A 21,115-nucleotide genomic window follows, 5' to 3' on the forward strand; every position below is an offset into this window, starting at 1 on the left:
GGCGAGGCGATGAGGCCGACGCGATGTACAAAACGTGCCGGCACCGGTTGCCGAAGCCGCAATGGCTGGCATGAGTGACGACGGAAAATGAGGTCGACTGTTCATGAGCGATCCGAACCGCCTAACGTGAAGTAGACGACAAATGTCGCGTCTGGGGGCTTATGCGGCTGTCGCCTAATCTGTCAGATTGTGCTAAGTTGCTGTATATAAAAACAGCAACCGCGGAGCTTTGCGTCATCATGTCGTCTACCCTTCTTGCCGCTTCTTCCCCGGCGCCCCGCTTGCTGGATCTGGTCCGGGAGCGGATTCGTGTCAAGCACTACAGCCTGAGAACCGAACAGGCCTATACGGGATGGATTAAACGCTACATCCTCTTTCATGACAAGCGGCATCCGCGGGACATGGGCAAGGTAGAAGTGGAGGCGTTTCTGGGGGCCCTGGCGGTGGAGCGCAACGTGAGTGCGGCGACGCAGACACAGGCGTTGTCGGCTTTGCTTTTTCTGTATCGGGATGTCCTGGGTATCGAACTGCCGTGGCTCGATGATCTGGTGCGCGCGAAGAAGCCCAGGCGTTTGCCGTCGGTGCTGACACGGGCAGAGGCGTCGGCTTTGCTCGGTGCGCTGGATGATCCGGATGTGGTCCTTCCTGCGCGGCTGCTGTATGGCGCGGGGTTGCGGCTTCTGGAATGCCTGCGCTTGCGCGTCAAGGATGTGGATGCGTCTCGACGGGAGATTCTGGTGCGCGATGGCAAGGGGCAGAAAGACAGGGTGACGATGCTGCCGGAGAGCCTGGTGTCACGGATGCTGGTGCAGCTGGAAGCGGTCAGGCAGCTGCATGCCAGGGATCTGGCGAACGGGTATGGTGAGGTGTGGTTGCCCGATGCGCTGGCGGTCAAGTATCCCGGCGCTGCCACGGCGCTGGGCTGGCAGTACGTGTTTCCTGCGGCGGGATTCTCGCGGGATCCGCGGAGTGGGGTGGTGCGCCGCCATCATCTTGATGAGCGGCGGGTTCAGCGGGCGGTCAAGAGGGCAGCGGAGGCAGCGGGCATCGTCAAGATGGTGTCGCCGCATACTTTCCGACATTCATTCGCCACCCATCTGCTGGAGTCGGGTTACGACATCCGTACCGTGCAGGAGCTGCTCGGGCATTCGGATGTGAAGACGACCATGATCTACACCCATGTGCTCAACCGGGGTGGGCGAGGGGTGGTCAGTCCCCTCGATATCGCGCAGTGATCCGGCGCGCCGGCCTCAGTAGATCTCCCGCGTCTCCAGGAACTTGATGTTCGGGAAGCGTTCCTGGGCCATCTGCAGGTTCACCCGGTTGGGGGCGAGGTAGACGTAGTCGCCGTTGCCGTCCAGCGCCATGTTGGCGGGGGATTTGTCGGCGAGGGCGCGCAGGTCGGCGTCGGAGCCGCGCAGCCAGCGGGCGGTGGCGTAGCTGCAGGATTCGAACATCACATCTACGCCGTATTCAAACTCCAGCCGGTGGGCCACCACGTCGAACTGCAGGGTGCCCACGGCGCCGAGGATGAGTTCGTTGGTGGTGGTGGGGCGGAAGAGCTGGGTGGCACCCTCTTGGGCGAGCTGCTCGAGGCCCTTCTGCAGCTGTTTCATCTTGAGGGGGTTCTTGATCTGGGCGCGGCGGAAGTGTTCCGGCGCGAAGCTCGGGATGCCGGTGAATTGCAGGTCTTCGCCTTCGGTGAAGGTGTCACCCAGATGGATGGTGCCGTGGTTGGGGATGCCGATGATGTCGCCGGCCCAGGCTTCGTCGGTGGTGTTGCGGTCTTGCGCCATGAAGGTGATGGCGTTGTTGATGGCGAGGCTCTTGCCGGTACTCACCTGCTTGAGCTTGCCGCCGCGCTCGAAGCGGCCGGCGCACACGCGGATGAAGGCGATGCGGTCGCGGTGCTTCGGGTCCATGTTGGCCTGGATCTTGAACACGAAACCCGAGAACTTGGGCTCGATGGGCTCGACCATGCGGCTCTTGGCCGGGCGGGCCAGGGGCGCGGGGGAGAGCTCGACCACGGCGTCGAGCAGGCTCTGCACGCCGAAGTTATTGACCGCGGAGCCAAAGAACACCGGGCACTGCTTGCCTTCGAGGTAGGCCTCGCGGTTGAAGGTGTGGGACGCGCCACGCACGAGCTCGATGTCCATGCGCAGCTCGTCGGCCTGTTCGCCGATCACTTCGTCGAGGCGCGGGTTGTCGAGGCCCTGGATGATCTCGGAGGTGCCTTTTTCGGCCTGGGGGTCGAAGAACTGGATGGTGTCGGTGTAGAGGTGATACACGCCGCGGAAGCGCTTGCCCATGCCGATGGGCCAGGTCATGGGCGCGCACTGGATGCCCAGCACGGATTCGATTTCATCCAGCAGCTCGATGGGTTCGCGGCCTTCGCGGTCGAGCTTGTTGATGAAGGTGACGATGGGCGTGTCGCGCAGGCGGCACACGTTGAGCAGCTTGATCGTCTGGGCTTCGACGCCGTTCACCGAGTCGATGACCATGACCGCCGAATCCACCGCGGTGAGGGTGCGGTAGGTGTCTTCCGAGAAGTCCTCGTGGCCCGGGGTGTCGAGCAGGTTGATGACGCAGTCGCGGTACGGAAACTGCATCACCGACGAGGTGACCGAGATGCCCCGCTGCTTTTCCAGCTCCATCCAGTCGGAGGTGGCGTGGCGGGCGGCCTTGCGGGCGCGGATCTCGCCGGCAACCTGGATCGCGCCGCCGAACCACAGCAGCTTTTCGGTCAGGGTCGTCTTGCCCGCGTCGGGGTGGGAGATGATCGCGAAGGTGCGACGGCGGGCGATTTGCTGGACGGCTGCGGACATGGCGGGATACGGCGAATGCGAAAAACCCGCGATTATACAGGGCGATGCGCTCCGGCCGGTGGCCGTGTGGGCTTAGAACTCGAGCAACATCAGGCGTCGGCCGCCGGCGTCGTGCTTGCCAGCCATGCGAAAGCCCAGCCGGTTGAAGCGCCGGCTGCGGGCGGTGGAGACGAGGAGCCGGCCGTGTTCGAAGTTTTCCATCAGCCACGCGATGCGGGTGGCGATGAGTGCCCGGGCAATGCCCTGGCCGCGGGCCTGCTCGGCCACGGCGGAGAGATACAGGATGTGGGTCTCGCTGGCCCAATCGGCGGCCTTGATGCCGCCCACGCCTACCAGCTCGCCCTGCTGGCGGGCGATGAAGAACTGCCGGTAGAAGGGCATCGGCGCGGGCGCGAGCTGGTCGATGAGACGCTCGCGGCTGTAGCGGTCCGGGTCGGCAAAGGCGGCGAGGAGGACGTCCGCCGCGGCTTCGCGGTCGGCGTCGTCCATCGCGCTGATGAGGATGTCGTCCTTGATGATGTGTCCCCTGGCGGGCCGGTGGCGGGACATGCATTGGAGCGCGGCCTTGTTGCAGTGATGTTGCAGCGGCGGTGCGACAATCGGGGACATTCCCCTGCCTGGAGACATGCGCATGAAATTTTCGGTCCTGTCGTGGAACATCGAGCATTTCAAGGGCGGTGCGACCCGCCTGAAAAAGGTGGCCAGCCACATCAAGAAGCAGAAGCCGGATGTCTTTGCCCTGCTGGAAATCGAGAACGTGAACGTGCGCGCGCTGATGGAGCAGGCGTTTGCCGGCTACGACTTTGCGTTGACCGACGGGCCCCAGGTGCAGGAGATTCTGGTGGGCTGGCGGCGCACCGCCTTCGAGCAGGCGGTGTTCTCCCAGAAGCGGGAGTTCGATGTGGGCAACGACCGCCTGCGGCCCGGCGCGCTGCTGAGCTTGAAGCTCGCCGGGGTCTGGTACAACCTGCTGTTTCTCCATACCGACAGCGGCACCGACGCGCCGGCCTTCGGCAACCGGGTCGAGATGTTCGACAAGGCCTGGAACCTCAAGGCAGCGCTGGATCGCAACCTCGGCGGTGAGGGCACCTCACGGTTGGTGGTGATGGGCGACCTGAACACCATGGGCCTGATGTTCCCGCGGCCGGCGAAGAAGTTCCTGCGGGTGGATGCGCCCACCGAGATCGCCGCGCTGGCCGAGGCGGCGGAAGGCGCCGGGATGCAGCTGCTCGCCAAGGACCGGCCCACCACCTGGAAGGGCGCGAGCGGGGAAGCCAACCTCGATCACGCCATCGCGTCGGCGTCCCTCAGCTTCAGTCGCTTCGGCACGGCGGCGGATTCGCCACAGGTAAAGGTGAAGGGCTGGCCCGATCTCTCTGGCACCGCCCAGGCCAGTTTTCTTGCGGACGTGTCGGATCACGCCTCGCTGTATCTGGAGATCGCCTGATGCACGATGCCCGGATCAGAACGGCCGGGCGAGGCGGCGGGATTCCTTGGGATCGCGGAAGACCAGCGGGCGGGTGTTGTCGGGCTGCTCCGCCGCGGCCAGCGCGGCGGTGACGAGGGCGTGATCCGGTGACTTGGGGCACACCGGGTCGGTGGCGTCCGGGTTGCCGGTGAGCATGTAAGCCTGGCAGCGGCAGCCGCCGTGGTCCTTCTCCTTGTCGTCGCAGGTCTGGCAGGTTTCGGGCAGCCAGGCGGTGCCCCGGTAGCGGTTGAAGAGCGGTGAGTCGCGCCAGATCCACTCGATGCTGTGCTGGCGCACGTCGGGGAACTCCAGCCCCGGCAGCATCCGCGCGGTGTGGCAGGGCAGGGCGAGGCCGTCCGGGGTGATGGCGAGGAAGACTTCGCCCCAGCCGTTCATGCACTTCTTGGGCTTCTTCGACTGGTAATCCGGCGTGACGAAGAGGATGCGCATGGCCTTGCCGAGCTTCTGGCGCCAGCGTTCGGTGACACGCTCGGCCTCGGCCAGCTGGGCCTCGGTGGGCATCAGCGCGGCGCGATTGAGGAAGGCCCAGCCGTGGTACTGGGTGTTGGCGAGCTCGAGGAATTCCGCGCCGATCTCGGCGGCCATCTCGATGATGCGGTCCAGGTGGTCGATGTTGCCCCGGTGGAGCACGCAGTTGATCACCGTGGGGTAGCCGGCGGCCTTGGTGAGGTCGGCCACCTTGCGCTTGAGGTCGAAGGTGCGGGTGTTGGTGATGAGGTCGTTGGCCTCGCGGGTGGCGTCCTGGAAAGAGAGCTGGATGTGGTCGAGCCCGGCCTCCTTGAGCGCGGCGAGGCGCGCCTCGGTGAGGCCGACGCCGGAGGTGATGAGGTTGGTGTAGAAGCCGAGCTTGCGCGCCTCCGCCACCAGAATCTCGATGTCGTCCCGCAGCAGCGGCTCGCCGCCGGAGATGCCGAACTGCGCCGCGCCCATCGCCCGGGCCTGGCGGATCACCGACAGCCAGTCGTCGGTGGAAAGCTCGGGCCCGGTCTGGGCGAAATCCACCGGGTTGTAGCAGAAGCTGCAGTGCAGCGGGCAGCGATAGGTGACTTCGGCCAGCAGCCACAGGGGGTCAGGGCGGGCGGTGGCTTCGGGCGGGACGAGCAGGGTTTCCATTACGCGGGGTCCCAGACGATCCAGTTTTGCGCTTCGGCCATCGTCAGGAAAGCCTCCACGTCGGCGGTGAGGCCGCTGGCGTTGAAGGTGGTTTCCAGGTCAGCCACGATCTCGGCCACGCTGCGCGCCCCGTCGCAGCGCTTGAGGATCTCGCCGGCGCTCTGGTTGAGCTTGACCATGCCTTCGGGGTAGAGCAGCACGTGGGCCTGCTGGGCCGGCTCCCACTGGAAGCGGTAGAGGCGGTTGATGGCGGGGCGCATGGGATGCTCCTGTAGGTCGGAATGTGGATTGGACTGTAGGTCGATCTTTAGGCCGGACTGTAGGTCGGACTTCAGTCCGACATCGCGTGTTCAGCAATGCACGGGGTTGTCGGACTGAAGTCCGACCTACAGATCGACCTGCAGGGGCGTGGGTTTTACTTCACGCCACCTTCGAGGCCATAGCGCAGCGCCATCGCGTCGTTCATCGACCACAGGATGTCGAGCTTGAACTTGAGGATGTCCAGGGCCTTGAGCTGCGCGGCGCGGGTGTCGAAGTAGGCGAGGGTGATCGCCAGCCCCTGTTCCACGTCGCGGCGGGCCTGGGTGACGCGGTTGCGGAAATACTGCAGCCCTTCCGATTCGATCCACGGGTAGTGCTCGGGCCAGTTGGCGAGGCGCTGTTTGTGGATCGTCGGCGCAAAGAGCTCGGTGAGGCTGGAGCACACCGATTCCTGCCACGGGCGCTGGCGGCAGAAGTTGAGGTAGGCGTCGCAGGCGAAGCGCACGGCGGGGATCACGTGGCGCTGGTCGACGATCTCCTCGCGGGTGAGGCCCACGGCCTCGCCGAGGCGAATCCACGCCTCGATGCCGCCCGGGTCGTCCCCGTGGCCGTCGTGGTCGAGGATGCGCTGGATCCACTCCCGCCGAACCTCGCGGTCCGGGCAGTTGGACATCACCGCTGCGTCCTTCTGGGGAATGATGATCTGGTAGTAGAAGCGGTTGGCCACCCAGCCCTGGATCTGCTCGCGGCTCGCCTTGCCGGTGTTGAGCATTACGTTGAAGGGGTGATGGATGTGATAGGCCGCGCCCTTGTCGCGCAGCTGGGCTTCGAATTCTTCGGGCGTCCAGGGTTGGGGGGCGTTCACAGTTCGATCTCCATGCCGTCAAAGGCGACCTCGATGCCGGCGGCGGCGAGGATGGCCCGCTCCGTCGAGGCTTCATCGAGGATCGGGTTGGTGTTGTTGATGTGGATGAGGATGCGGCGCACGTGGCGGGGCAGGCGGGCGAGCTGTTCGATCATGCCGCCGGGGCCGCTCTGGGCCAGGTGGCCGATGTCGCGGGCGCGCTTCTTCGAGAGCCCCATCGCGATCATCTCGTCGTCGGTCCAGAAGGTACCGTCCACCATCACGCAGTCGCTCTCGGCCATGGTGGCGAAGAGCGCGTCGTCGATCTCGGCGAGGCCCGGGGCGTAGAACACCCGGCGGCCGGTGGCGGGGTCGGCGATCGCCAGGCCCACGTTGTCGCCGGGCACCGGCGCGCCCCGGTGGGGCGAATAGGGCGGCGCGGCGGAGACCAGCGGCAGGGCCTGCCAGTCGAGGCGCTCGGCGCCTTGCGGGTGGAAATGCGCGCCGTCGTCGGGGATCGGCTGGCGGTCCACGCCGCAGTAGTGTTCGAGCAGATGCAGGATCGGGTTGCCGCGGGTCAGGTCTTCATACACCGGGTCGGTGGTCCAGATCGGCCACGGGCTGCCTTTTTCGCGCAGCATGTAGAGACCGGTGGTGTGATCGATCTGGGCATCCACCAGCACCACGGATTCCACCCCGCAGCCGCGCAGCCCTTCCGCGGGCCAGCTGCCGGGGAAGGCCTGGAACTGCTGAAGGATGTCCGGCGAGGCATTGACCAGCGTCCAGCGCTGGCCGGTGGCGCTCACCGCAATGGACGACTGCGTGCGGCGCTGGAAGCCGGGCTCACCGGCGCGCACGGCCTGACAGTTGCGGCAGTTGCAGTTCCACTGGGGAAACCCGCCGCCGGCGGCGGAGCCGAGAACTCGGATGAACATGGCGATGCCCTGAGGGGCGTTTGCGGCCGGGGGGCCGTGCCGCAAACGCGGGGTGGCTTACTTGGCGGCGATGTACATGGTGATTTCGAAACCGAAACGCAGATCGCAGGCTTGGGGGGTGGTCCAGGTCATGGCTTGTCTCCAATTGTTGATTGATTGCGGCCCGCCGGAATGGCGCAGCCGTGAGACGGATTGTTGCGAAGGGCGGCATACTCGCGCCTCACGAAAATCATGATTCCGCTGGGGCGGCCCCGATGACAGCCCACGACGATTCCTTCTTCCTCCCGGTCGGCCACGGCCACCAGCTTGCCGTGCAGGTGACGGGCAACCCGGCCGGCGAGCCCGTGCTGGTGCTCCACGGCGGGCCGGGTAGCGGTTGCAGTGCACGCCTGCTGTCGCTCTACGACCCGGCCCGGCAGCGCATCGTGGCCTTCGATCAGCGTGGGGCGGGGCAGTCCCAGCCGGCGGGCGAGACGCGTGCCAACACCACCGCCCACCTCATCGCCGACATCGAGCTCTTGCGCCGCCACCTGGGCATCGCCCGTTGGCGGGTGACGGGCGGCTCGTGGGGCGCAACTCTGGCGCTGGCCTATGCGATGGCGCACCCGCAGGCGGTGACCGGGCTGGTACTGCGGAGCAGCTTTCTGCCGGGCATGGGCAATGTGCGGTGGTTCTTCCAGGCGCTGGCCGAGCACTGCCCGGCGGCCTGGCAGGCGCTGGCGGCGGGCGTGGAGGAGGGCGAACGGAGCGATCTGCTGGCCGCGCTGATGCGTCGCCTCGCCAGCCCCGATCCGGCCATTAACCGCGCCGCGGCGATGGCCTGGGCGCGTTATGAATCCGCGGTGGCCGAGCCCACCGCGCCGCGTTTGCCCGATCTGCCGGCAGACGAACTCGACCGTCTGGCGCGCAAGTACCGGCTGCAGGGCCATTACCTGGCGGCGGGGTGCTTTCTGGACGAGGCTCAGTTCCTGGCTGGCTGCAGCACGCTCGGCGGATTGCCCGTCACGCTGATCCACGGCCGCGACGACCGGGTGTGCCCGCCCGCCAACGCCGAGCGCCTCCACGCTGCAATCCCCGGCAGCCGGCTGGTATGGATAGCAGGCTGCGGACATCAGGCCTTTAATCCGGCGATGGTAACCGCGTGGAAGGCTGCGTTGGCCGGGGCGGATTGACCCCGACGGGCGTCATAATGGCGGCCCGCCGAACCTGCATGCATCGCCCGCCATGCCCCGACACCTGCTTTACCTGATCGTCTTCATCGAAGGCTTCTGCTCCCTCGGGGCCGAGGTGATCGCCCTGCGTCGGCTGGTGCCCCACGTGGGCAGCGCCATCGTGGTCACGGCGCCGACCATCGGTTTCTTCCTGCTGGCGCTGGCTCTGGGCTACGCGTCCGGCGCGAAGGTGAGCGAGCGCTTCACCCAGGTGGTGGCGCGCAACTTCCTGATCTCGGCGCTGCTGGCCGGGCTCGGGCTGGCGCGGCTCACGGTGGATGGCCTGTTCGCCCACCTGCAACCGGCCGGCGTGGCCTACCTGATCTTCATCGGCGGCGTGCTGTGCCCGCTGGCGTGGCTGCTGGGGCAGACGGTGCCGGTGCTCACCAACCTGATGAAGCACATGCGCGCCGGCGAGGCGAGCGGCTACGCGCTGTACTGGTCGACGCTGGGGAGCTTTCTCGGCTCGGTGAGCCTGTCGCTGGGGGTGATGCAGTGGATGGGCGTGTCGGCCGCGGTGCTGGTGTGCGCGCTGCTGTTGGCGCTGGGCAGCCTGCGTCTGGCGGCGACCGGCTGGCGGGGCTGGGCGGGCGCGGTGCTGGCATCAGCGGGAGCGGTGGCGATCAACGTCTTCCCGCCCACCGACGTACGCGACACACCCTACGCCGACTACAGCGTGACGCCCGTGGCGCTACCCGGCAGCGTCGACGCCCGCGCCTTCTTCGTGAACAACTCGTTGGCCTCGCTGATCGACGCCGACGACCCGCCACGCTACGCAAAGTACGTCACCCACCTGCGCCGCATCCTGCTGGAAGACCTCGGCTTCAAGGCAAAGGACATCCTCGTGCTGGGCGCCGGCGGCTTCACCCTCTCGCACCGGGAAACCTTCAACCGCTACACCTTCGTCGATATCGACCCGCAGATCCGCGAGATCGCCGAGACGCGCTTCCTCAGGGGGCCGATCCGCGGGGATTTTGTGGTGGATGACGCCCGCCGTTACGTGAAGAGCACCGAGCGGCGCTTCGACGCGGTGGTGGTGGATGTGTTCAGCAGCCACACGTCGATCCCCGGCCATCTGGTGACCCAGGAGTTCTGGCACGACGCCCGCCAGGTGCTGGCGCCGGAGGGCGTGCTGCTCGCCAACCTGATCCTCGACGGGCGGCTGGAAACACCCTACGCCCGCAACCTGCTGGCCACCATCGAGAGCGTGTTCGGGCGTTGTGCCGTGGAGGTGCTCCACCGGGACAAGCCGCTCTCCAACGTGATCGTCAGCTGCCACGCCAGCAGCCAGCCGGCGCAAACCGCGCCCTACACCGACGAGCGCAACGGGGCCGACGTGGATCTGGCCCGCTCGCGCTGAGGCTTACCTCAGCCCCAGCGCCGCCTTGAAGCCCGCCGCGTCGATCACGCCCGAGCGGGCCTGCATGCCGCCCTTGCCGTCGAAGAGATAGGTGCGCGGCAGCTCGCCCCGCCAGTTGGGGTCGATGGCGTAGGCGAGGGCTTCAGGCACGTCGTCGCCGTAAGCGAGGCGCTCGCCCTTCACGCCGGTCTTGTCGATCGCCGGCCGGGTGTCGGCGGTGGGCAGCTCGGCCGCCACGGTGACGATGCGCAGCTGCGGGTTGGTCTTGGCGAGTGTCGCCAGGGTGTGCAGGTTCTGCTTGCAGTAGGCGCAGTCGGATGCCCACAGGGCGACCACCGTCGGGCGGGCGTCGCTGCGCGGGGCGGTCACTGCCCTGGCGGTGTGGCGGTCGAGCAGGGTGAAGCTGCCGGCGTCGGTGGCCTCGCCCGCGCTGGTGGCGAGGGCCAGGAGCAGGGCGGCGAGGGTGGATTTCATCATCGGGATCAGCAGGCCAGTGGGTGGGGTGACGGGTGCTCAGGGCAGCGGATAAAGCTTGAAGCCTTCGTTCGCCTGACGCCAGAAGGCGTAGAGCTTGCCGCCCTTCACGAGCGCCCGGGGCTGGTCGGCGGCACCAAAGGTGGCAGCGATCTCGAAGGTTTCAAAGCTGCGCCCGCCATCGGTGGAGCGCATCCCCCGCAGGCGGTTCTGCTCGCCGTCGAACTCCTTCCAGACGATCGCCAGCACGCCGCTTGCAATGGCGATGTCGGCGTGGGCCGCCCGCGGGCCGCCCACCGGAATCTGCCCCTCGACGGTGTTCACGCCGATCCGCCCGTAGAAGACACGGCCTTCGTCGTCCTTCACGTTGAACCACGTGGCGTGCCGTGTGCCGGCCTCATCCACCGCCAGCGCCGGGCCGTGGTGGGGGCAGGCATCCACCCGCCAGCGGTCGAAGGTGGCGCGGTCGACGCGCTCGGGCGAACCGTCCGGCTTCAGGCGGGCGATGGCGTGATCGCGCTCGTCGGGCGCAAACACATGGCGCCACAGGGCGATGGGCGCGCCGTCGCGGTCTGCCGCAAAGGCGATGCGGCAGCACTCGCAGGAGTGATCGGCCACTCGCACCTCGGGTGCAAAGCTGCGCCCGCCGTCGGTAGAGACGGCCGCGTAGATCGCCGCGCCGCGGTAGGGCTCCCGCTTTGCCTTGGCGGCTTCCTGGTCGCGCTTGTCGATCCACACCGCAGTCACACGGCCATCGGGGCTGGCGAGGATGTTCTGGAAGCGGTGGGTGATCTCGGCCCGGTCGTGGTGCACGGTGATCGGCGCATCGAAGGCGGCAGCGCCGGCAGGCAGGCGGGCGAGGCGGATCTCGCCGGTGTAGGGGCGGGGCAGGGGCTTGGTCCAGCTCACCAGCAGGTCGCCATCGCGGTTGAAGGCGATGCGTGGCTGGCTGTCGCCGTCGGCGGCGATGGGCTCGGGCTGGGCGTTCACCCGCAGCGGTGCGCTCCAGTGGTTGCCGTCGTCGTGGCTGCGGATGAGCTGCAGGTGGCCGCCATTCTTGCTCACCGCGTAGAGCTGGCCATCCGGGCCAAAAGCTGCGGCGGTGGCGAGTTCGACCCGCGCGGCCTTGGTGGGCGCAGCGTGCATCGCCGCGTCGTGGGCGAGGGTGTAGGGCGGCAGCACCATCATGGCGGCGATGAGGCTCGCGCCCAGCACGGAACGGATTTCAATCAGCGCAGACTTAATCATCGACTTATTTCAGATCAATTCCGGTTCTATTTTCATCTGTTAATTGGCGTTTCCGAATCCAGATTGGCCAAGGAAATGAATGGTAGCCGCCGGGGTGGGTGGCGTCCATCCTTCTCTTGCCCTGTGTTTATCATCAAATTCTTATGAATCAGTGTTTTACAGCCGCGCTGCGGCACGGGTGTGGCGATATGCCGCACCGGGCTGTCGCAGTGTCGCGTCGATAATCCTGCCAATAGTCCTGTAATTGAAACCCCCAATAAGAACAAATAGGAGCTGGCATGAACACCACCCTCCGGCCGCTGGCCATCGCAATTGCATTGATGAATTCTCCTATCGCGCTGGCCGCCGACAATGCCGAGCCGCGCGAGCTCGACGCGGTGACCATCTCCGCCAGCCGCAGCGAAACCCGCGTCGAGGAGATGCCGCTCCACACCACCGTGATCTCCCGTACCGAGATCGAGGAATCCCCCGCGCAAACCCTCGACCAGCTCCTGCGCAACATCCCCGGGATGAACTTCTCCGGCGTGCCGGCCAGCCAGTCCGACCCCACCGGCCACCAGACCAAGATGCGCGGCCTGGGCAATTCCAAGGTGCTGGTGCTGCTCGATGGAGTGCCCATCCACGATCCGTTCTACATGACCACCCAGTGGTTCAAGCTGCCCCTCTCCAACATCGAGCGTGTCGAGATCGTGCGCGGCGGCAACTCCAGCCTGTGGGGCAACATGGCCGTGGCCGGCGTGGTGAATGTGGTGAGCAAGCGCGTCAAGGACAACGCCGGCGAGGCCGTGGTGTCGGTGGGCAGCCGTGGCACGGCCAACGTGGCGGTATCGAAGAACTTTGCGGTGTCCGAAGCCCTGAGCTTCCATCTGGCGGCCGACATCTACCACACCGACGGCTACCAGACGACGCCCTCCGAATACCTGTGGCGCTTCCCCCACAAGGGCGCGGTGGTCACCGAGAACCGCAACGTCCAGCTCACCACCTACTTCAAGCCCGCGGCGGATCTGTCGGGCTTCGTGCGCCTGGGCTACCACGTGCAGGACCAGGACATCAGCTACGAGAACGGCAGCAACGTCCAGCGCAGCCCGGATTTTGCCGCCAATCTCACCAAGGCCTTCGGCACCAGCAGCCTCAGCGCCAACGCCTGGGCCCAGCAGGTGCGCTTCGAGAAGTACAACGGCAGCAGCTGCTACTACCAGGGCGGCACCAGCTGCGTGAACAGCAACAGCGCCAGCCTCACCCCGGCCAGCGTCAATTCCAACGTCGTCGAGTTCTACACCCAGTACGGCCACCAGCGTTACCAGGAGCAGGGCGCCTCGCTCACCTACAGCCAGCGCCTGTCGGGCAAATGGACGGGCTTCGAGGCCGGCGTGGATTACCGCGGCCTCAAGGCCGAAGACACCGAATACTTCTACACCACGCCCAGATCGCCCGCCAACCCGCAAGGCAACTTCAACAGCACCACCTCCGGCGAAGGCCGCCAGACCTTCACCGGCCTCTTCGGCCAGACCCGCGTCTTCCCCATCGACCCGCTGGAGATCACCCTCAGCGCCCGCTACGACACCTGGCGCATCAGCGACCGGGCCAACACCCGCACCACCGCCGCCGGCGTCACCACCGGGGGCGATCTGCCCGCCAGCGACAAGACCGCCTTCAACCCCAGCCTCGCGCTGCGCTACGAGCTGACCGACGCCGCATCCCTGCGCGCCGCCGCCTACAAGGCTTTCCGCGCGCCCGGCTTCAACAACCTCACCCGCACCTTCGGCACCGGCACCAGCACCACCATCGCCAACCCCGATCTGGCACCCGAAACCCTCACCGGCTGGGAAGTGGGCAGCGACTACCGCAAGGGCCCGCTGAGCCTCTCGGCCACCTACTTCATGTACGACATCAAGGACATGATCGCCACCTACACCGCCAAGGCCGGCAGCGCGCCGGCCCAGGTACAGCTCATCTGCGGCGGCGCGGCGCTGCCCGGCTGCGGTGGCGCGGCCAAGTACTACACCAACGACCAGGACGGCCGCTCCCACGGCATCGAGCTCTCCGGCAACTGGCGCATCAACCACAACCTGAGCCTCGACGCCTGGTACACCCACACCGAAACCTACCTCACACGTCACGGTGGCATCGTCACCGATCCGCTGCGCGTGCAACTGGCCGGCGTGCCCAAGGATCTCGCCAGCCTGGGCGCCAACTGGAAGCCCACCCCGCGCCTGCGCACCTTTGCCGAAGTCCGCTACATCGGCGCGATGCTGCTCGACACCACCAGCAACAGCAGCACCACGCGCTTCGGGCAGGGTTCCAACACCATCGTCAATGCCAGCGCCACCTACGCGCTCGAGAAATCCGTCGATGTGTTTGGCAGCGTGGTCAATCTCTTCGACCGCGGCTATTCCGAAAACACCTACACCTACAACCAGCCCTACAACCGCACGCTGTCGCAGCCGCGGACGCTTACGGCGGGCGTGCGGGTGCGTTTCTGAGGCGCAATGCGGCAATTGATTCGGGTCAATGAGGCGCGGCGGCCTGGCCGCATACCATGCACCTCACCCCCGATTCATCATGAGAGAAACCATGTCGCCCAAGAAACTGCTCCCCCTGATCCTCGTTGGCCTGCTCGCCGCCTGCGGCAAGTCTGAAGCCCCCAAGACCGAAGCCCCCGCCGCCGCACCCGCCGCCGCCGCCGCGCCGGCACCTGCGCCGGTTGCCGCGGTTGCCGCCGACGGTGGCCAGGGCGAAGCCCTCTTCAAGAAGACCTGCGCCATGTGCCACCAGACCGGCGTGGCCGGCGCACCCAAGCTCGGCGACAAGGCCGACTGGGGCCCGCGCATCGCCCAGGGCAAGGACACCCTCTACAAGCACGCCATCGAAGGCTTCAACGGCAGCAAGGGCGCCATGCCCGCCAAGGGCGGCAACCCGGCCCTGAAGGACGACGAGGTCAAGCTGATCGTCGACTTCATGATCGCCAGATCCGAATAAGCCCACCACGTTTACCTCAAGCGCGTTCCTCCCAGCGCGCCACAGCCCGGTCAGCAATGACCGGGCTTTTTTTCGCACAGATATCAACATCCTGTAGGTCGGACTTCAGTCCGACATCGCGTCCCGATCGACGCACCGCTGTCGGACTAAAGTCCGACCTACAGGGCTGTGCATGATCAGTCCGGGTGCCTCACCGCCCGCAACAAGGCCCGTGCGTGCTGAACGACGCTCCCCCAACCACCATCCTGTAGGTCGGACTTCAGTCCGACATCGCGGCCCGATTGACGCGCGGTTGTCGGACTAAAGTCCGACCTACATGACCTGCATGACATGCAAGGCCGTGCATCAAAAAGCCGCCGTCAGCGACTATGCTAAACAGCAGGGGCGATGCAGTCCTTTGCTGTTGATGCCCAAACCCTGGAGAACCCATCATGGAAATCACCGCATCGGTTGGCGCATGGGAGAAGGGCGCCAAGAACCTCGCCCCGGATGTCACGGTCGTCCAGCAGCTGCTTACCCAGGCCGCCCAACTGCTCGGGCGGCCCGAGCTCGACCCTGGCGGCGTGGATGGCGCCATCGGGCGGCCGCCGCGTTCGTCCGGTACCGTCAAGGCGATCCGCGCCTTCCAGAGCCTTTCGGGCTTTGGCGTCGATGGCCGCATTGATCCCGGCGGGCGCACCTGGCAGCGCCTTGCTGCGGTGGTGGAGGGCAGCGTGAGCGTGCCGCCGCCCGGCGACACGTGCTTTCCCTTCGCCCAGCCCGCCACGGCCGACTGGGCCCACTCGCCGCGATCCTTCGGATCAAACCGCAACGGCGGCAAGCGCGCCCACGCCGGCTGCGATCTTTACGCCCCGGTGGGCCGCACCATCTACGCGGTGCGGGATGGCGTGGTGCTGCGCGACCCCTACGCCTTCTACGCCGAAACCGATGCCCTGGAGATCGACCACGGTGACTTCGTGCTGCGCTATGGCGAGATCAAGCCCGGCTGCACCCTCAAGAAGGGCGACACCGTGAAGATCGGCCAGCCGATTGCCAAGGTGGGCCTGCTGATTGGCATCAACGTGCCCAGCGCCATGCTGCACCTCGAGATGTACACGGGCAAAGCCAGCGGCAGCCTCAGCCTCAAGTCGGCGGAAGGCTCCGCCAGGCGCGGCGATGGCGTACCCTTCATGCGTCGCACCGATCTCATCGATCCGACATCCTTCCTCAACGACTGGAAAACGAGGCTCGCCACCCCATGAGTTTTGCCCCCCGCCGGCTCGCGCTGGCCTTCATCGCAAGTCTTGCCGCCAGCGGCGCCGCCATTGCCACCCCCAGCCTGTGCGATGCGGGGCCGCCCACCTACAACGGCCAACCCGCCAAAGTCTGGGAAGGTGATTTTGATGGCGACCGCAAACCCGACCGCCTGTGGGTGCTGCCGCCGGGCACGGTGTCGGCCCCGGTGGCGGACCGGGCGTCCGATCCCTGGTCGGGCTTTCGGCGGCGCTTTGAGCCGGGGCTCTTCACCATCGTGATCGCCCACGGCAAGCACTGCGACCTCATCCAGAAACAGCGCTTCTTTGCCACGCCCATCTGGGAAGAAGACGACAAGCCCCTCAAGCTGCTGCTGCGCAGCGACCCCGCCATCAAGGACTGGCCGCGCGTCTCCCGCCGCTGGAAAGGCGATGGCGTGCTGCTCGGCACCGAAGCCGGGCCGGACGTATTGCTTTACTGGAACGGACGGCGCTGGTGGGTGGCGCAGGGCAGCGAAGCACCCTGAACCATCAGGCCGCGCGCGGGGCGATCAGCCCCGGCCGCGGCCGCCGAAGCGGCGATGGGGGCCGCGGCGGCGTTGTTCTTCTTCTTCGGTGAGCTTGGGCTTGGGCATCAGCAGGTTCTTGCCGCCCTGCTTGGCATTGGCGGCATGCTCGGCCATGGCGGCTTCCATCTGCTCCACGCTCATGGGAATCGATGCGGTCTTTTCGGCTGGCGTGTATTCCGACAGGCGCTCGCGCACCAGAAACACCCGCTCAGCGGTATCCGCCTTCTTGGGCAGCTTCTCGCCCAGCGCCAGGGCCGCGGGCGTGAGCGTGTAGCGGCCATCCACCGTCACCATCAAATCATGGGTGGCAAAACGCCGGAAGGATTCTGCCCACAGGTTGCCCGACGTCACCGGGCAGCCCAGCACATCGGCCGCCGCCACAATCTCCACCAGCTCGGCCGGGCGCCGCTTGGAAGCAATCAGGGTGGCCAGCAGCAGCTGGGCGTCGATGTCGTTGATGGGGTACATGATCGGGCCTTTGTGGGCGGGTTGTTCTAGGCTCCGGGGCCGGGCGATGCCGGGCCCGCCCCCAAGGGGGCCAGGAAACGCGGAAAGACCCCGGCGTTTCCCCGTGAGCGGTAAGGGCCGACATGATGCCTGAAGGCGGCGCCGGGGGCACGGATTGTATGGCGACGAAGCACCTGACCGAGCCACGAAAAAGGGCAGGCGGCCCGCCACGCCCCCTCGCAACGCCACGACCGCAGCAAGCGCCCCCACACCCAGGCAGTCGCACCCGCCAACCCGGCGGTTGCCGGCCCACGCCCTTCAATCCTGCGGCGCCATCCTTCATCACGCCACCCAACATCGTCTGCCGGCCCCCGGATCAAGGCGATCAAGCCACCGCAGAAAGCAGTGCACGACGCAACAGACGATGTTGGCAAGCCAAACCCTTATGTTGGGTCGTCAACTGAAACAGTGCACCGTCCTAACCCTTTAGTTGACGACCCAACATAAAGGTTACGGCGGTCAACTGAAAGGTTAGCGCCGTCAACAAGAACAGTGCACGGCCCAACATAAAGGTAGCGACGGTCAACATAAGGGTTACGCAGGTCAACATGAAGGTTTGCACCGCCAACATGAAGACGGCCCCCGCAAAACCCGGCCCTCGCCATACCCGACAAGCCCGTCAACCCCAGCCACCATTGCTGCGCCGCCGCATCGTCCAATTGCCGTTACGGCAATCACACCATGCCCGCCACTTACCCAGAAAAATCCGGCAGACAACCTCCATCCGTGCAAAAAAATCCCGACTTTTTATCGGATTTTTGAGCGTTCTATATCCTATGGCATATTCCTCAACATGCCGCCCAACTGTAACATTTCGTTGTGGCGCCACATTCCATGTTCAATCCAGTATCGGAAGCCATCATGACGAAAGTGCAACTCAAGAACCTCGCCCCGGCCGTCCTCCGCGCCGACGAAGCCGCCTACTACGGCCTCAAGAGCATCGCCGACTACAAATCCTCCAATCCCGAATTCAGCCTCGAAGCCGCCACCGCAGCCCATGAAGAATGCCTGCGACTGAACGAAGCCGAAACCGTCGCCTACAACACCTTCAAAGCCATCCGCGACGCCCGCGCCATCGCCGAAAACAAGCGCCACAACGTCATGAACGGCTGCAAGAACCAGGTCCGCGCCACCTACGGCGAAGACTCCGACGAAGTTGCGTCGATGGGCCTGAAGAAGAAGTCCGAAAAGAAGACCGGCGGCGGCCGGGGGAAGAAGGGGAAGGATGCCGGGTGAGGAGAACCGCTAGGTAAGGCGTGAAGAACCCCCGGTCGGTGCGGTTGGGCTGGCTGGGGGCTACTAGCCAAGAGCGGCCTAGATAGGGGCCGTTCGGGCGGAACGGCGTGGGCTTCCCTACGGCTAAATGGGTCAAATCATCTTTATATGATGTCGGCTGCTGCTTTTCTATTTTGTATTGTGCATTGTTTAACCATAACTTTTCGGCCTTGATGTCCGGTTTTTTATGTTGTTCGATAGAGCTGTTGCCAGAATGATTATATATGAGAGATAAATTGTGACATCTCACACCACCGTGATTATTGACTGGAAGGGGCCATACAATTATTCCGACATTGAAGAGAATCCAGAATGGGGTAATGGGCTCTATCTGGCTACGGGAAAGCTAAGGTATGGGCGGGACGCTACGATTCAATACTGTGGAATTACCGAGGGAAGTTTTGTTAACAGATTTAAAGTTCATCATAAGATACACAAAATCAACAGAGAGCAAGAATATTGGCTGGGTTACGTAAATTATCCTAGCGATGCTTCAAGGCACTATCTTGAAATTGCAGAATCAATAATAATATACTTTTGGCAGCCAGCTCTTAACGAGAAAAAGAAAGCGTCTCCACCCAAACCAATAACATTGGTTAGCAAGTGGTTCAAGAAAGATGGCTCTCCTCGCCTTCGTCAGCATAAGATGTGCAAACACCTAAGTGATGTCATATCTTGGGATGGCGAGATATGGAGAAGTGGGAATCTCCAAGTTTGGCAGGGGTGAATTACAGAATTTTCCTCAACTTATAATCGTATCGTTTGCTGAATGGCCAATAGCTGAGTAAGTTGGGTTCGCGCAGCGTAGCTCGATATTTCCTATCTGCAATCAATGTGCCATAAGCGGCAGGCTTATGTTGTAGCTTCGATGCTAATGCTTGTCGACGTGTTTGAGCAGGTTTGGGTGGCATCTTCACAATATAGAAGATGGCGAACGTTAGAATTCAACGAAGCAGCGTCATTCTCAAATCTCAGTGAGCCCCTGAGTATTTAACTAACTATATTCATATCAACCTCCTTGCCGGCCGACAGGGTTGGCGAAGTTAAGCCCAAATTTCAGATCAAATAAGAGTCATGATCATGGATAAAAATATCAAAGCGGAATTAATTGATCCTTTGTCAAAGTCTGAGCTATCTCAACCTCATCCAATCGGTGAATCGATTCATAAATTTATAATTGCAATTGAAGATCATCAAGCCGCAGTGATCACGACGCTGCCTTTGCTGATAACCAAACACAATCAAGAGCTAAAAGAAACTAAGAGGCTGTTGGATAGTTATCTATCCGAAAAGAAAGAAGATGGGACAGCCGTACTTGCGGCTAGCGGTGCTCATGCGGCTAGCAAGATGTTGAGTGCTGTTCGTTCTATGGGTTACCTGCAAAAATCAAATACAATTAAAGCCGTATTGAATAGTTTGTTTGTCAGTCTGTTTAGTGAGCTGGATTTTTTTACCGGGGATTTGTTGACAAACATATATCTTTCTAAGCCTGAGCTTTTTAAAGGGATAAGAAGAGAACTTGCGCTATGCGAAATACTAGATTTGGGCAATATTGAGGCAGTAAAAATGGATATGCTGGAGAAGGAGATTGACTCCATTCGGCGAGAGAGCTATGTAGAGCAATTCGCGGAATTGGAGAGGCGGTTTGATATTAGGACTCTGCGCAAATTCGATGAGTGGGAAGAGTTCGTTGAAATGACGCAACGCCGAAATTTAATTGTTCATAACGGCGGAAGAGTTAGTCAGCAATACTTAACCGTCTGCAAGAAAGAGGGTGTTAAAATTGATAAGGGTTGTCAGGCTGGAAGTTTTATCCACATAGAGCCAGAGTACTTGTTGCGCGCGACGACTATTCTTAGCAAAATAGGTTTTATGCTCGGTCACACTTTATGGATGAAGACAAATCCGTCTGAGAGAGATTTGATATCGGAGTCAATGGAGAGTGCTGTATACGACAAGTTGACAAAGAAAAAATGGAATGCCGCGCTGCATTTTGGCTTGTTTTCCTTAACGGAAGGGATGAAGAAAGGAATTAGTGAGACAAGTCTGCGGGTAAGAATTATTAATACAGCTTTTGCCTTTCATAGCATCAACAAGAAAAATGAGGCGAACGAACTTTTAGATAGCATGGACTGGAAAGCGTCGCTCCGTGATTTTCGGCTTGCGGTGGCAGTTATCAAAGAAGATTACAGTTTAGCAAATCGTCTGATGCAGGAAATAGGAAAGAACGGTGAGATCGTTAATGAAATTTCCTATCATCAATGGCCTCTTTTTGAAAAGTTTAGAGACTCTAACGAATTTGAAGAAGGTTACCAGAATGTCTATGGGCGCAGCTTTAGAGATGAAATAGCCAAAGCCGTTGAAGACGCCTCGCGCTCATCCGTTCCTTCGCGTGACGAAAATGGCGGTCCTCTGGAAACTCACGTTAATTAATTTTCGGAGGGGCGATGTAATTTTCCAAGAAGTCAACCTTGCGGTAGCCCGCTTTGCTTGGCTGGGTTAGCAGGTTAATGCAAAACTATTTGGTGCCGTCATTTACGTTGTTTTCCGGGGGCTCTTCACCCCTACCGAACAAAAATGCCGCATATAGGCCGTTTTGAGAGGTTGTCATATTTTTATTGGCCATGATTTTTACTTTTGAATCAGCTTGTTAGTGAGGTGGCTGGGCGGGGCTTGCCCAACCTAAGTCGGTGGAGCTGGAGCTGATGGGCAAGCCTTACAACGGGGAGACGGCGTTCATCCGCGTAGGGTGTTCGTTTTAGGGGCGGTGACGCGGGAAATGCTGGATGTGCT

Annotated in this window: 21 protein-coding genes; 11 read left to right on the forward strand and 10 right to left on the reverse strand. The window is 63.2% G+C overall.

The features are described 5' to 3' along the window. The first annotated feature begins 239 nt into the window (after window positions 1–239). Entirely contained in the window at window positions 240–1,235 is a 996-nt protein-coding gene (locus tag GH681_RS07510; protein WP_153160857.1) for an integron integrase, read from the forward strand. 15 nt (window positions 1,236–1,250) lie between these two features. Here the strand turns inward: GH681_RS07510 and GH681_RS07515 are convergent, their stop codons facing one another. After that, window positions 1,251–2,825, reverse strand: coding sequence for a peptide chain release factor 3 (locus tag GH681_RS07515; protein WP_153160858.1), 1,575 nt, complete (start codon window positions 2,823–2,825; stop codon window positions 1,251–1,253). Between the two features lie 72 nt (window positions 2,826–2,897). Next, window positions 2,898–3,434 (reverse strand): GNAT family N-acetyltransferase, encoded by a 537-nt coding sequence (locus GH681_RS07520; RefSeq protein ID WP_194271170.1) that lies wholly within the window; start codon window positions 3,432–3,434, stop codon window positions 2,898–2,900. A 22-nt stretch (window positions 3,435–3,456) separates the two neighbouring features. Between GH681_RS07520 and GH681_RS07525 the strand changes: the two genes are divergently transcribed. Next, complete coding sequence (locus GH681_RS07525; RefSeq protein WP_194271171.1) at window positions 3,457–4,272, forward strand: endonuclease/exonuclease/phosphatase family protein; 816 nt, start codon at window positions 3,457–3,459, stop codon at window positions 4,270–4,272. Between the two features lie 15 nt (window positions 4,273–4,287). Here the strand turns inward: GH681_RS07525 and pqqE are convergent, their stop codons facing one another. From pqqE to pqqA, 5 genes are all read right to left on the reverse strand, one after another. Further along, entirely contained in the window at window positions 4,288–5,427 is a 1,140-nt protein-coding gene (gene pqqE / locus GH681_RS07530) for a pyrroloquinoline quinone biosynthesis protein PqqE (RefSeq protein WP_153160861.1), read from the reverse strand. Then, on the reverse strand, window positions 5,427–5,687 hold the full coding sequence (gene pqqD / locus GH681_RS07535; protein ID WP_153160862.1) for a pyrroloquinoline quinone biosynthesis peptide chaperone PqqD: 261 nt from the start codon (window positions 5,685–5,687) through the stop codon (window positions 5,427–5,429). Before pqqD ends, pqqE begins: the two co-directional genes overlap by 1 nt. 155 nt (window positions 5,688–5,842) lie before the next feature. Continuing rightward, window positions 5,843–6,553 carry a pyrroloquinoline-quinone synthase PqqC gene (gene pqqC / locus GH681_RS07540; RefSeq protein WP_153160863.1) on the reverse strand — a complete coding sequence of 237 codons (711 nt, stop codon included), beginning with the start codon at window positions 6,551–6,553 and terminating at the stop codon, window positions 5,843–5,845. Then, entirely contained in the window at window positions 6,550–7,467 is a 918-nt protein-coding gene (gene pqqB, locus GH681_RS07545; protein ID WP_153160864.1) for a pyrroloquinoline quinone biosynthesis protein PqqB, read from the reverse strand. Before pqqB ends, pqqC begins: the two co-directional genes overlap by 4 nt. A 57-nt stretch (window positions 7,468–7,524) precedes the next feature. Further along, entirely contained in the window at window positions 7,525–7,599 is a 75-nt protein-coding gene (pqqA, locus tag GH681_RS24110) for a pyrroloquinoline quinone precursor peptide PqqA (RefSeq protein ID WP_139379539.1), read from the reverse strand. A gap of 122 nt (window positions 7,600–7,721) precedes the next feature. Here pqqA and GH681_RS07555 point away from each other — a divergent pair, with 122 nt between their 5' ends. Continuing rightward, window positions 7,722–8,639: an alpha/beta fold hydrolase gene (locus GH681_RS07555; RefSeq protein WP_153160865.1), complete on the forward strand. Its 918-nt coding sequence runs from the start codon at window positions 7,722–7,724 to the stop codon at window positions 8,637–8,639. A gap of 52 nt (window positions 8,640–8,691) precedes the next feature. Further along, entirely contained in the window at window positions 8,692–10,038 is a 1,347-nt protein-coding gene (locus tag GH681_RS07560; protein WP_153160866.1) for a fused MFS/spermidine synthase, read from the forward strand. Between the two features lie 3 nt (window positions 10,039–10,041). Here GH681_RS07560 and GH681_RS07565 read toward each other — a convergent pair whose 3' ends face one another. Continuing rightward, window positions 10,042–10,515, reverse strand: coding sequence for a hypothetical protein (locus GH681_RS07565; protein WP_228111817.1), 474 nt, complete (start codon window positions 10,513–10,515; stop codon window positions 10,042–10,044). 36 nt (window positions 10,516–10,551) lie between these two features. Beyond that, complete coding sequence (locus GH681_RS07570) at window positions 10,552–11,760, reverse strand: exo-alpha-sialidase (protein ID WP_153160868.1); 1,209 nt, start codon at window positions 11,758–11,760, stop codon at window positions 10,552–10,554. Between the two features lie 278 nt (window positions 11,761–12,038). Here GH681_RS07570 and GH681_RS07575 point away from each other — a divergent pair, with 278 nt between their 5' ends. From GH681_RS07575 to GH681_RS07590, 4 genes are all read left to right on the forward strand, one after another. After that, window positions 12,039–14,243, forward strand: coding sequence for a TonB-dependent receptor (locus GH681_RS07575; protein WP_153160869.1), 2,205 nt, complete (start codon window positions 12,039–12,041; stop codon window positions 14,241–14,243). A 91-nt stretch (window positions 14,244–14,334) separates the two neighbouring features. Continuing rightward, window positions 14,335–14,739, forward strand: a complete 405-nt coding sequence (locus GH681_RS07580; RefSeq protein WP_228111818.1) for a cytochrome c5 family protein — start codon at window positions 14,335–14,337, stop codon at window positions 14,737–14,739. A 431-nt stretch (window positions 14,740–15,170) separates the two neighbouring features. Then, entirely contained in the window at window positions 15,171–15,980 is an 810-nt protein-coding gene (locus GH681_RS07585) for a peptidoglycan DD-metalloendopeptidase family protein (RefSeq protein WP_153160871.1), read from the forward strand. Beyond that, a complete protein-coding gene (locus GH681_RS07590) occupies window positions 15,977–16,498 on the forward strand; it encodes a hypothetical protein (RefSeq protein ID WP_153160872.1) in 522 nt (173 codons plus the stop codon). The genes GH681_RS07585 and GH681_RS07590 overlap by 4 nt, the downstream gene beginning before the upstream one ends. Window positions 16,499–16,522: 24 nt before the next feature. On the opposite strand, the gene GH681_RS07595 is transcribed toward GH681_RS07590, so the two are convergent. After that, window positions 16,523–17,008: a hypothetical protein gene (locus GH681_RS07595; protein WP_153160873.1), complete on the reverse strand. Its 486-nt coding sequence runs from the start codon at window positions 17,006–17,008 to the stop codon at window positions 16,523–16,525. A 900-nt stretch (window positions 17,009–17,908) separates the two neighbouring features. Here GH681_RS07595 and GH681_RS07600 point away from each other — a divergent pair. The 3 genes from GH681_RS07600 to GH681_RS07610 all read left to right on the forward strand — a co-directional run bounded on the left by GH681_RS07600 (window position 17,909) and on the right by GH681_RS07610 (window position 20,755). Beyond that, a complete protein-coding gene (locus tag GH681_RS07600) occupies window positions 17,909–18,283 on the forward strand; it encodes a hypothetical protein (RefSeq protein WP_153160874.1) in 375 nt (124 codons plus the stop codon). 277 nt (window positions 18,284–18,560) lie between these two features. Then, a complete protein-coding gene (locus tag GH681_RS07605) occupies window positions 18,561–19,049 on the forward strand; it encodes a hypothetical protein (protein ID WP_153160875.1) in 489 nt (162 codons plus the stop codon). A 353-nt stretch (window positions 19,050–19,402) separates the two neighbouring features. After that, the gene (locus GH681_RS07610; RefSeq protein ID WP_153160876.1) at window positions 19,403–20,755 is read left to right on the forward strand and encodes a hypothetical protein; all 1,353 of its coding nucleotides are present in this window, start codon (window positions 19,403–19,405) and stop codon (window positions 20,753–20,755) included. Window positions 20,756–21,115 lie beyond the last annotated feature (360 nt).

Origin of the sequence: Zoogloea sp. 1C4 (assembly GCF_009469605.1) — a bacterium.
Lineage (GTDB): Bacteria > Pseudomonadota > Gammaproteobacteria > Burkholderiales > Rhodocyclaceae > Zoogloea > Zoogloea oryzae.

What these genes read in the sequence shown, in the direction of transcription:
- GH681_RS07590 (WP_153160872.1), top strand. Translation starts at nt 15,977, where the DNA reads ATGAGTTTTGCCCCCCGCCGGCTCGCGCTGGCCTTCATCGCAAGTCTT.
- GH681_RS07565 (WP_228111817.1), bottom strand. Translation starts at nt 10,515, where the DNA reads ATGATGAAATCCACCCTCGCCGCCCTGCTCCTGGCCCTCGCCACCAGC.
- pqqE (WP_153160861.1), bottom strand. Translation starts at nt 5,427, where the DNA reads ATGGAAACCCTGCTCGTCCCGCCCGAAGCCACCGCCCGCCCTGACCCC.
- GH681_RS07600 (WP_153160874.1), top strand. Translation starts at nt 17,909, where the DNA reads ATGACGAAAGTGCAACTCAAGAACCTCGCCCCGGCCGTCCTCCGCGCC.
- GH681_RS07610 (WP_153160876.1), top strand. Translation starts at nt 19,403, where the DNA reads ATGGATAAAAATATCAAAGCGGAATTAATTGATCCTTTGTCAAAGTCT.
- GH681_RS07580 (WP_228111818.1), top strand. Translation starts at nt 14,335, where the DNA reads ATGTCGCCCAAGAAACTGCTCCCCCTGATCCTCGTTGGCCTGCTCGCC.
- GH681_RS07560 (WP_153160866.1), top strand. Translation starts at nt 8,692, where the DNA reads ATGCCCCGACACCTGCTTTACCTGATCGTCTTCATCGAAGGCTTCTGC.
- GH681_RS07510 (WP_153160857.1), top strand. Translation starts at nt 240, where the DNA reads ATGTCGTCTACCCTTCTTGCCGCTTCTTCCCCGGCGCCCCGCTTGCTG.
- GH681_RS07520 (WP_194271170.1), bottom strand. Translation starts at nt 3,434, where the DNA reads ATGTCCCCGATTGTCGCACCGCCGCTGCAACATCACTGCAACAAGGCC.
- GH681_RS07595 (WP_153160873.1), bottom strand. Translation starts at nt 17,008, where the DNA reads ATGTACCCCATCAACGACATCGACGCCCAGCTGCTGCTGGCCACCCTG.
- GH681_RS07570 (WP_153160868.1), bottom strand. Translation starts at nt 11,760, where the DNA reads ATGATTAAGTCTGCGCTGATTGAAATCCGTTCCGTGCTGGGCGCGAGC.
- pqqB (WP_153160864.1), bottom strand. Translation starts at nt 7,467, where the DNA reads ATGTTCATCCGAGTTCTCGGCTCCGCCGCCGGCGGCGGGTTTCCCCAG.
- GH681_RS07525 (WP_194271171.1), top strand. Translation starts at nt 3,457, where the DNA reads ATGAAATTTTCGGTCCTGTCGTGGAACATCGAGCATTTCAAGGGCGGT.
- GH681_RS07585 (WP_153160871.1), top strand. Translation starts at nt 15,171, where the DNA reads ATGGAAATCACCGCATCGGTTGGCGCATGGGAGAAGGGCGCCAAGAAC.
- pqqD (WP_153160862.1), bottom strand. Translation starts at nt 5,687, where the DNA reads ATGCGCCCCGCCATCAACCGCCTCTACCGCTTCCAGTGGGAGCCGGCC.
- GH681_RS07575 (WP_153160869.1), top strand. Translation starts at nt 12,039, where the DNA reads ATGAACACCACCCTCCGGCCGCTGGCCATCGCAATTGCATTGATGAAT.
- GH681_RS07515 (WP_153160858.1), bottom strand. Translation starts at nt 2,825, where the DNA reads ATGTCCGCAGCCGTCCAGCAAATCGCCCGCCGTCGCACCTTCGCGATC.
- GH681_RS07555 (WP_153160865.1), top strand. Translation starts at nt 7,722, where the DNA reads ATGACAGCCCACGACGATTCCTTCTTCCTCCCGGTCGGCCACGGCCAC.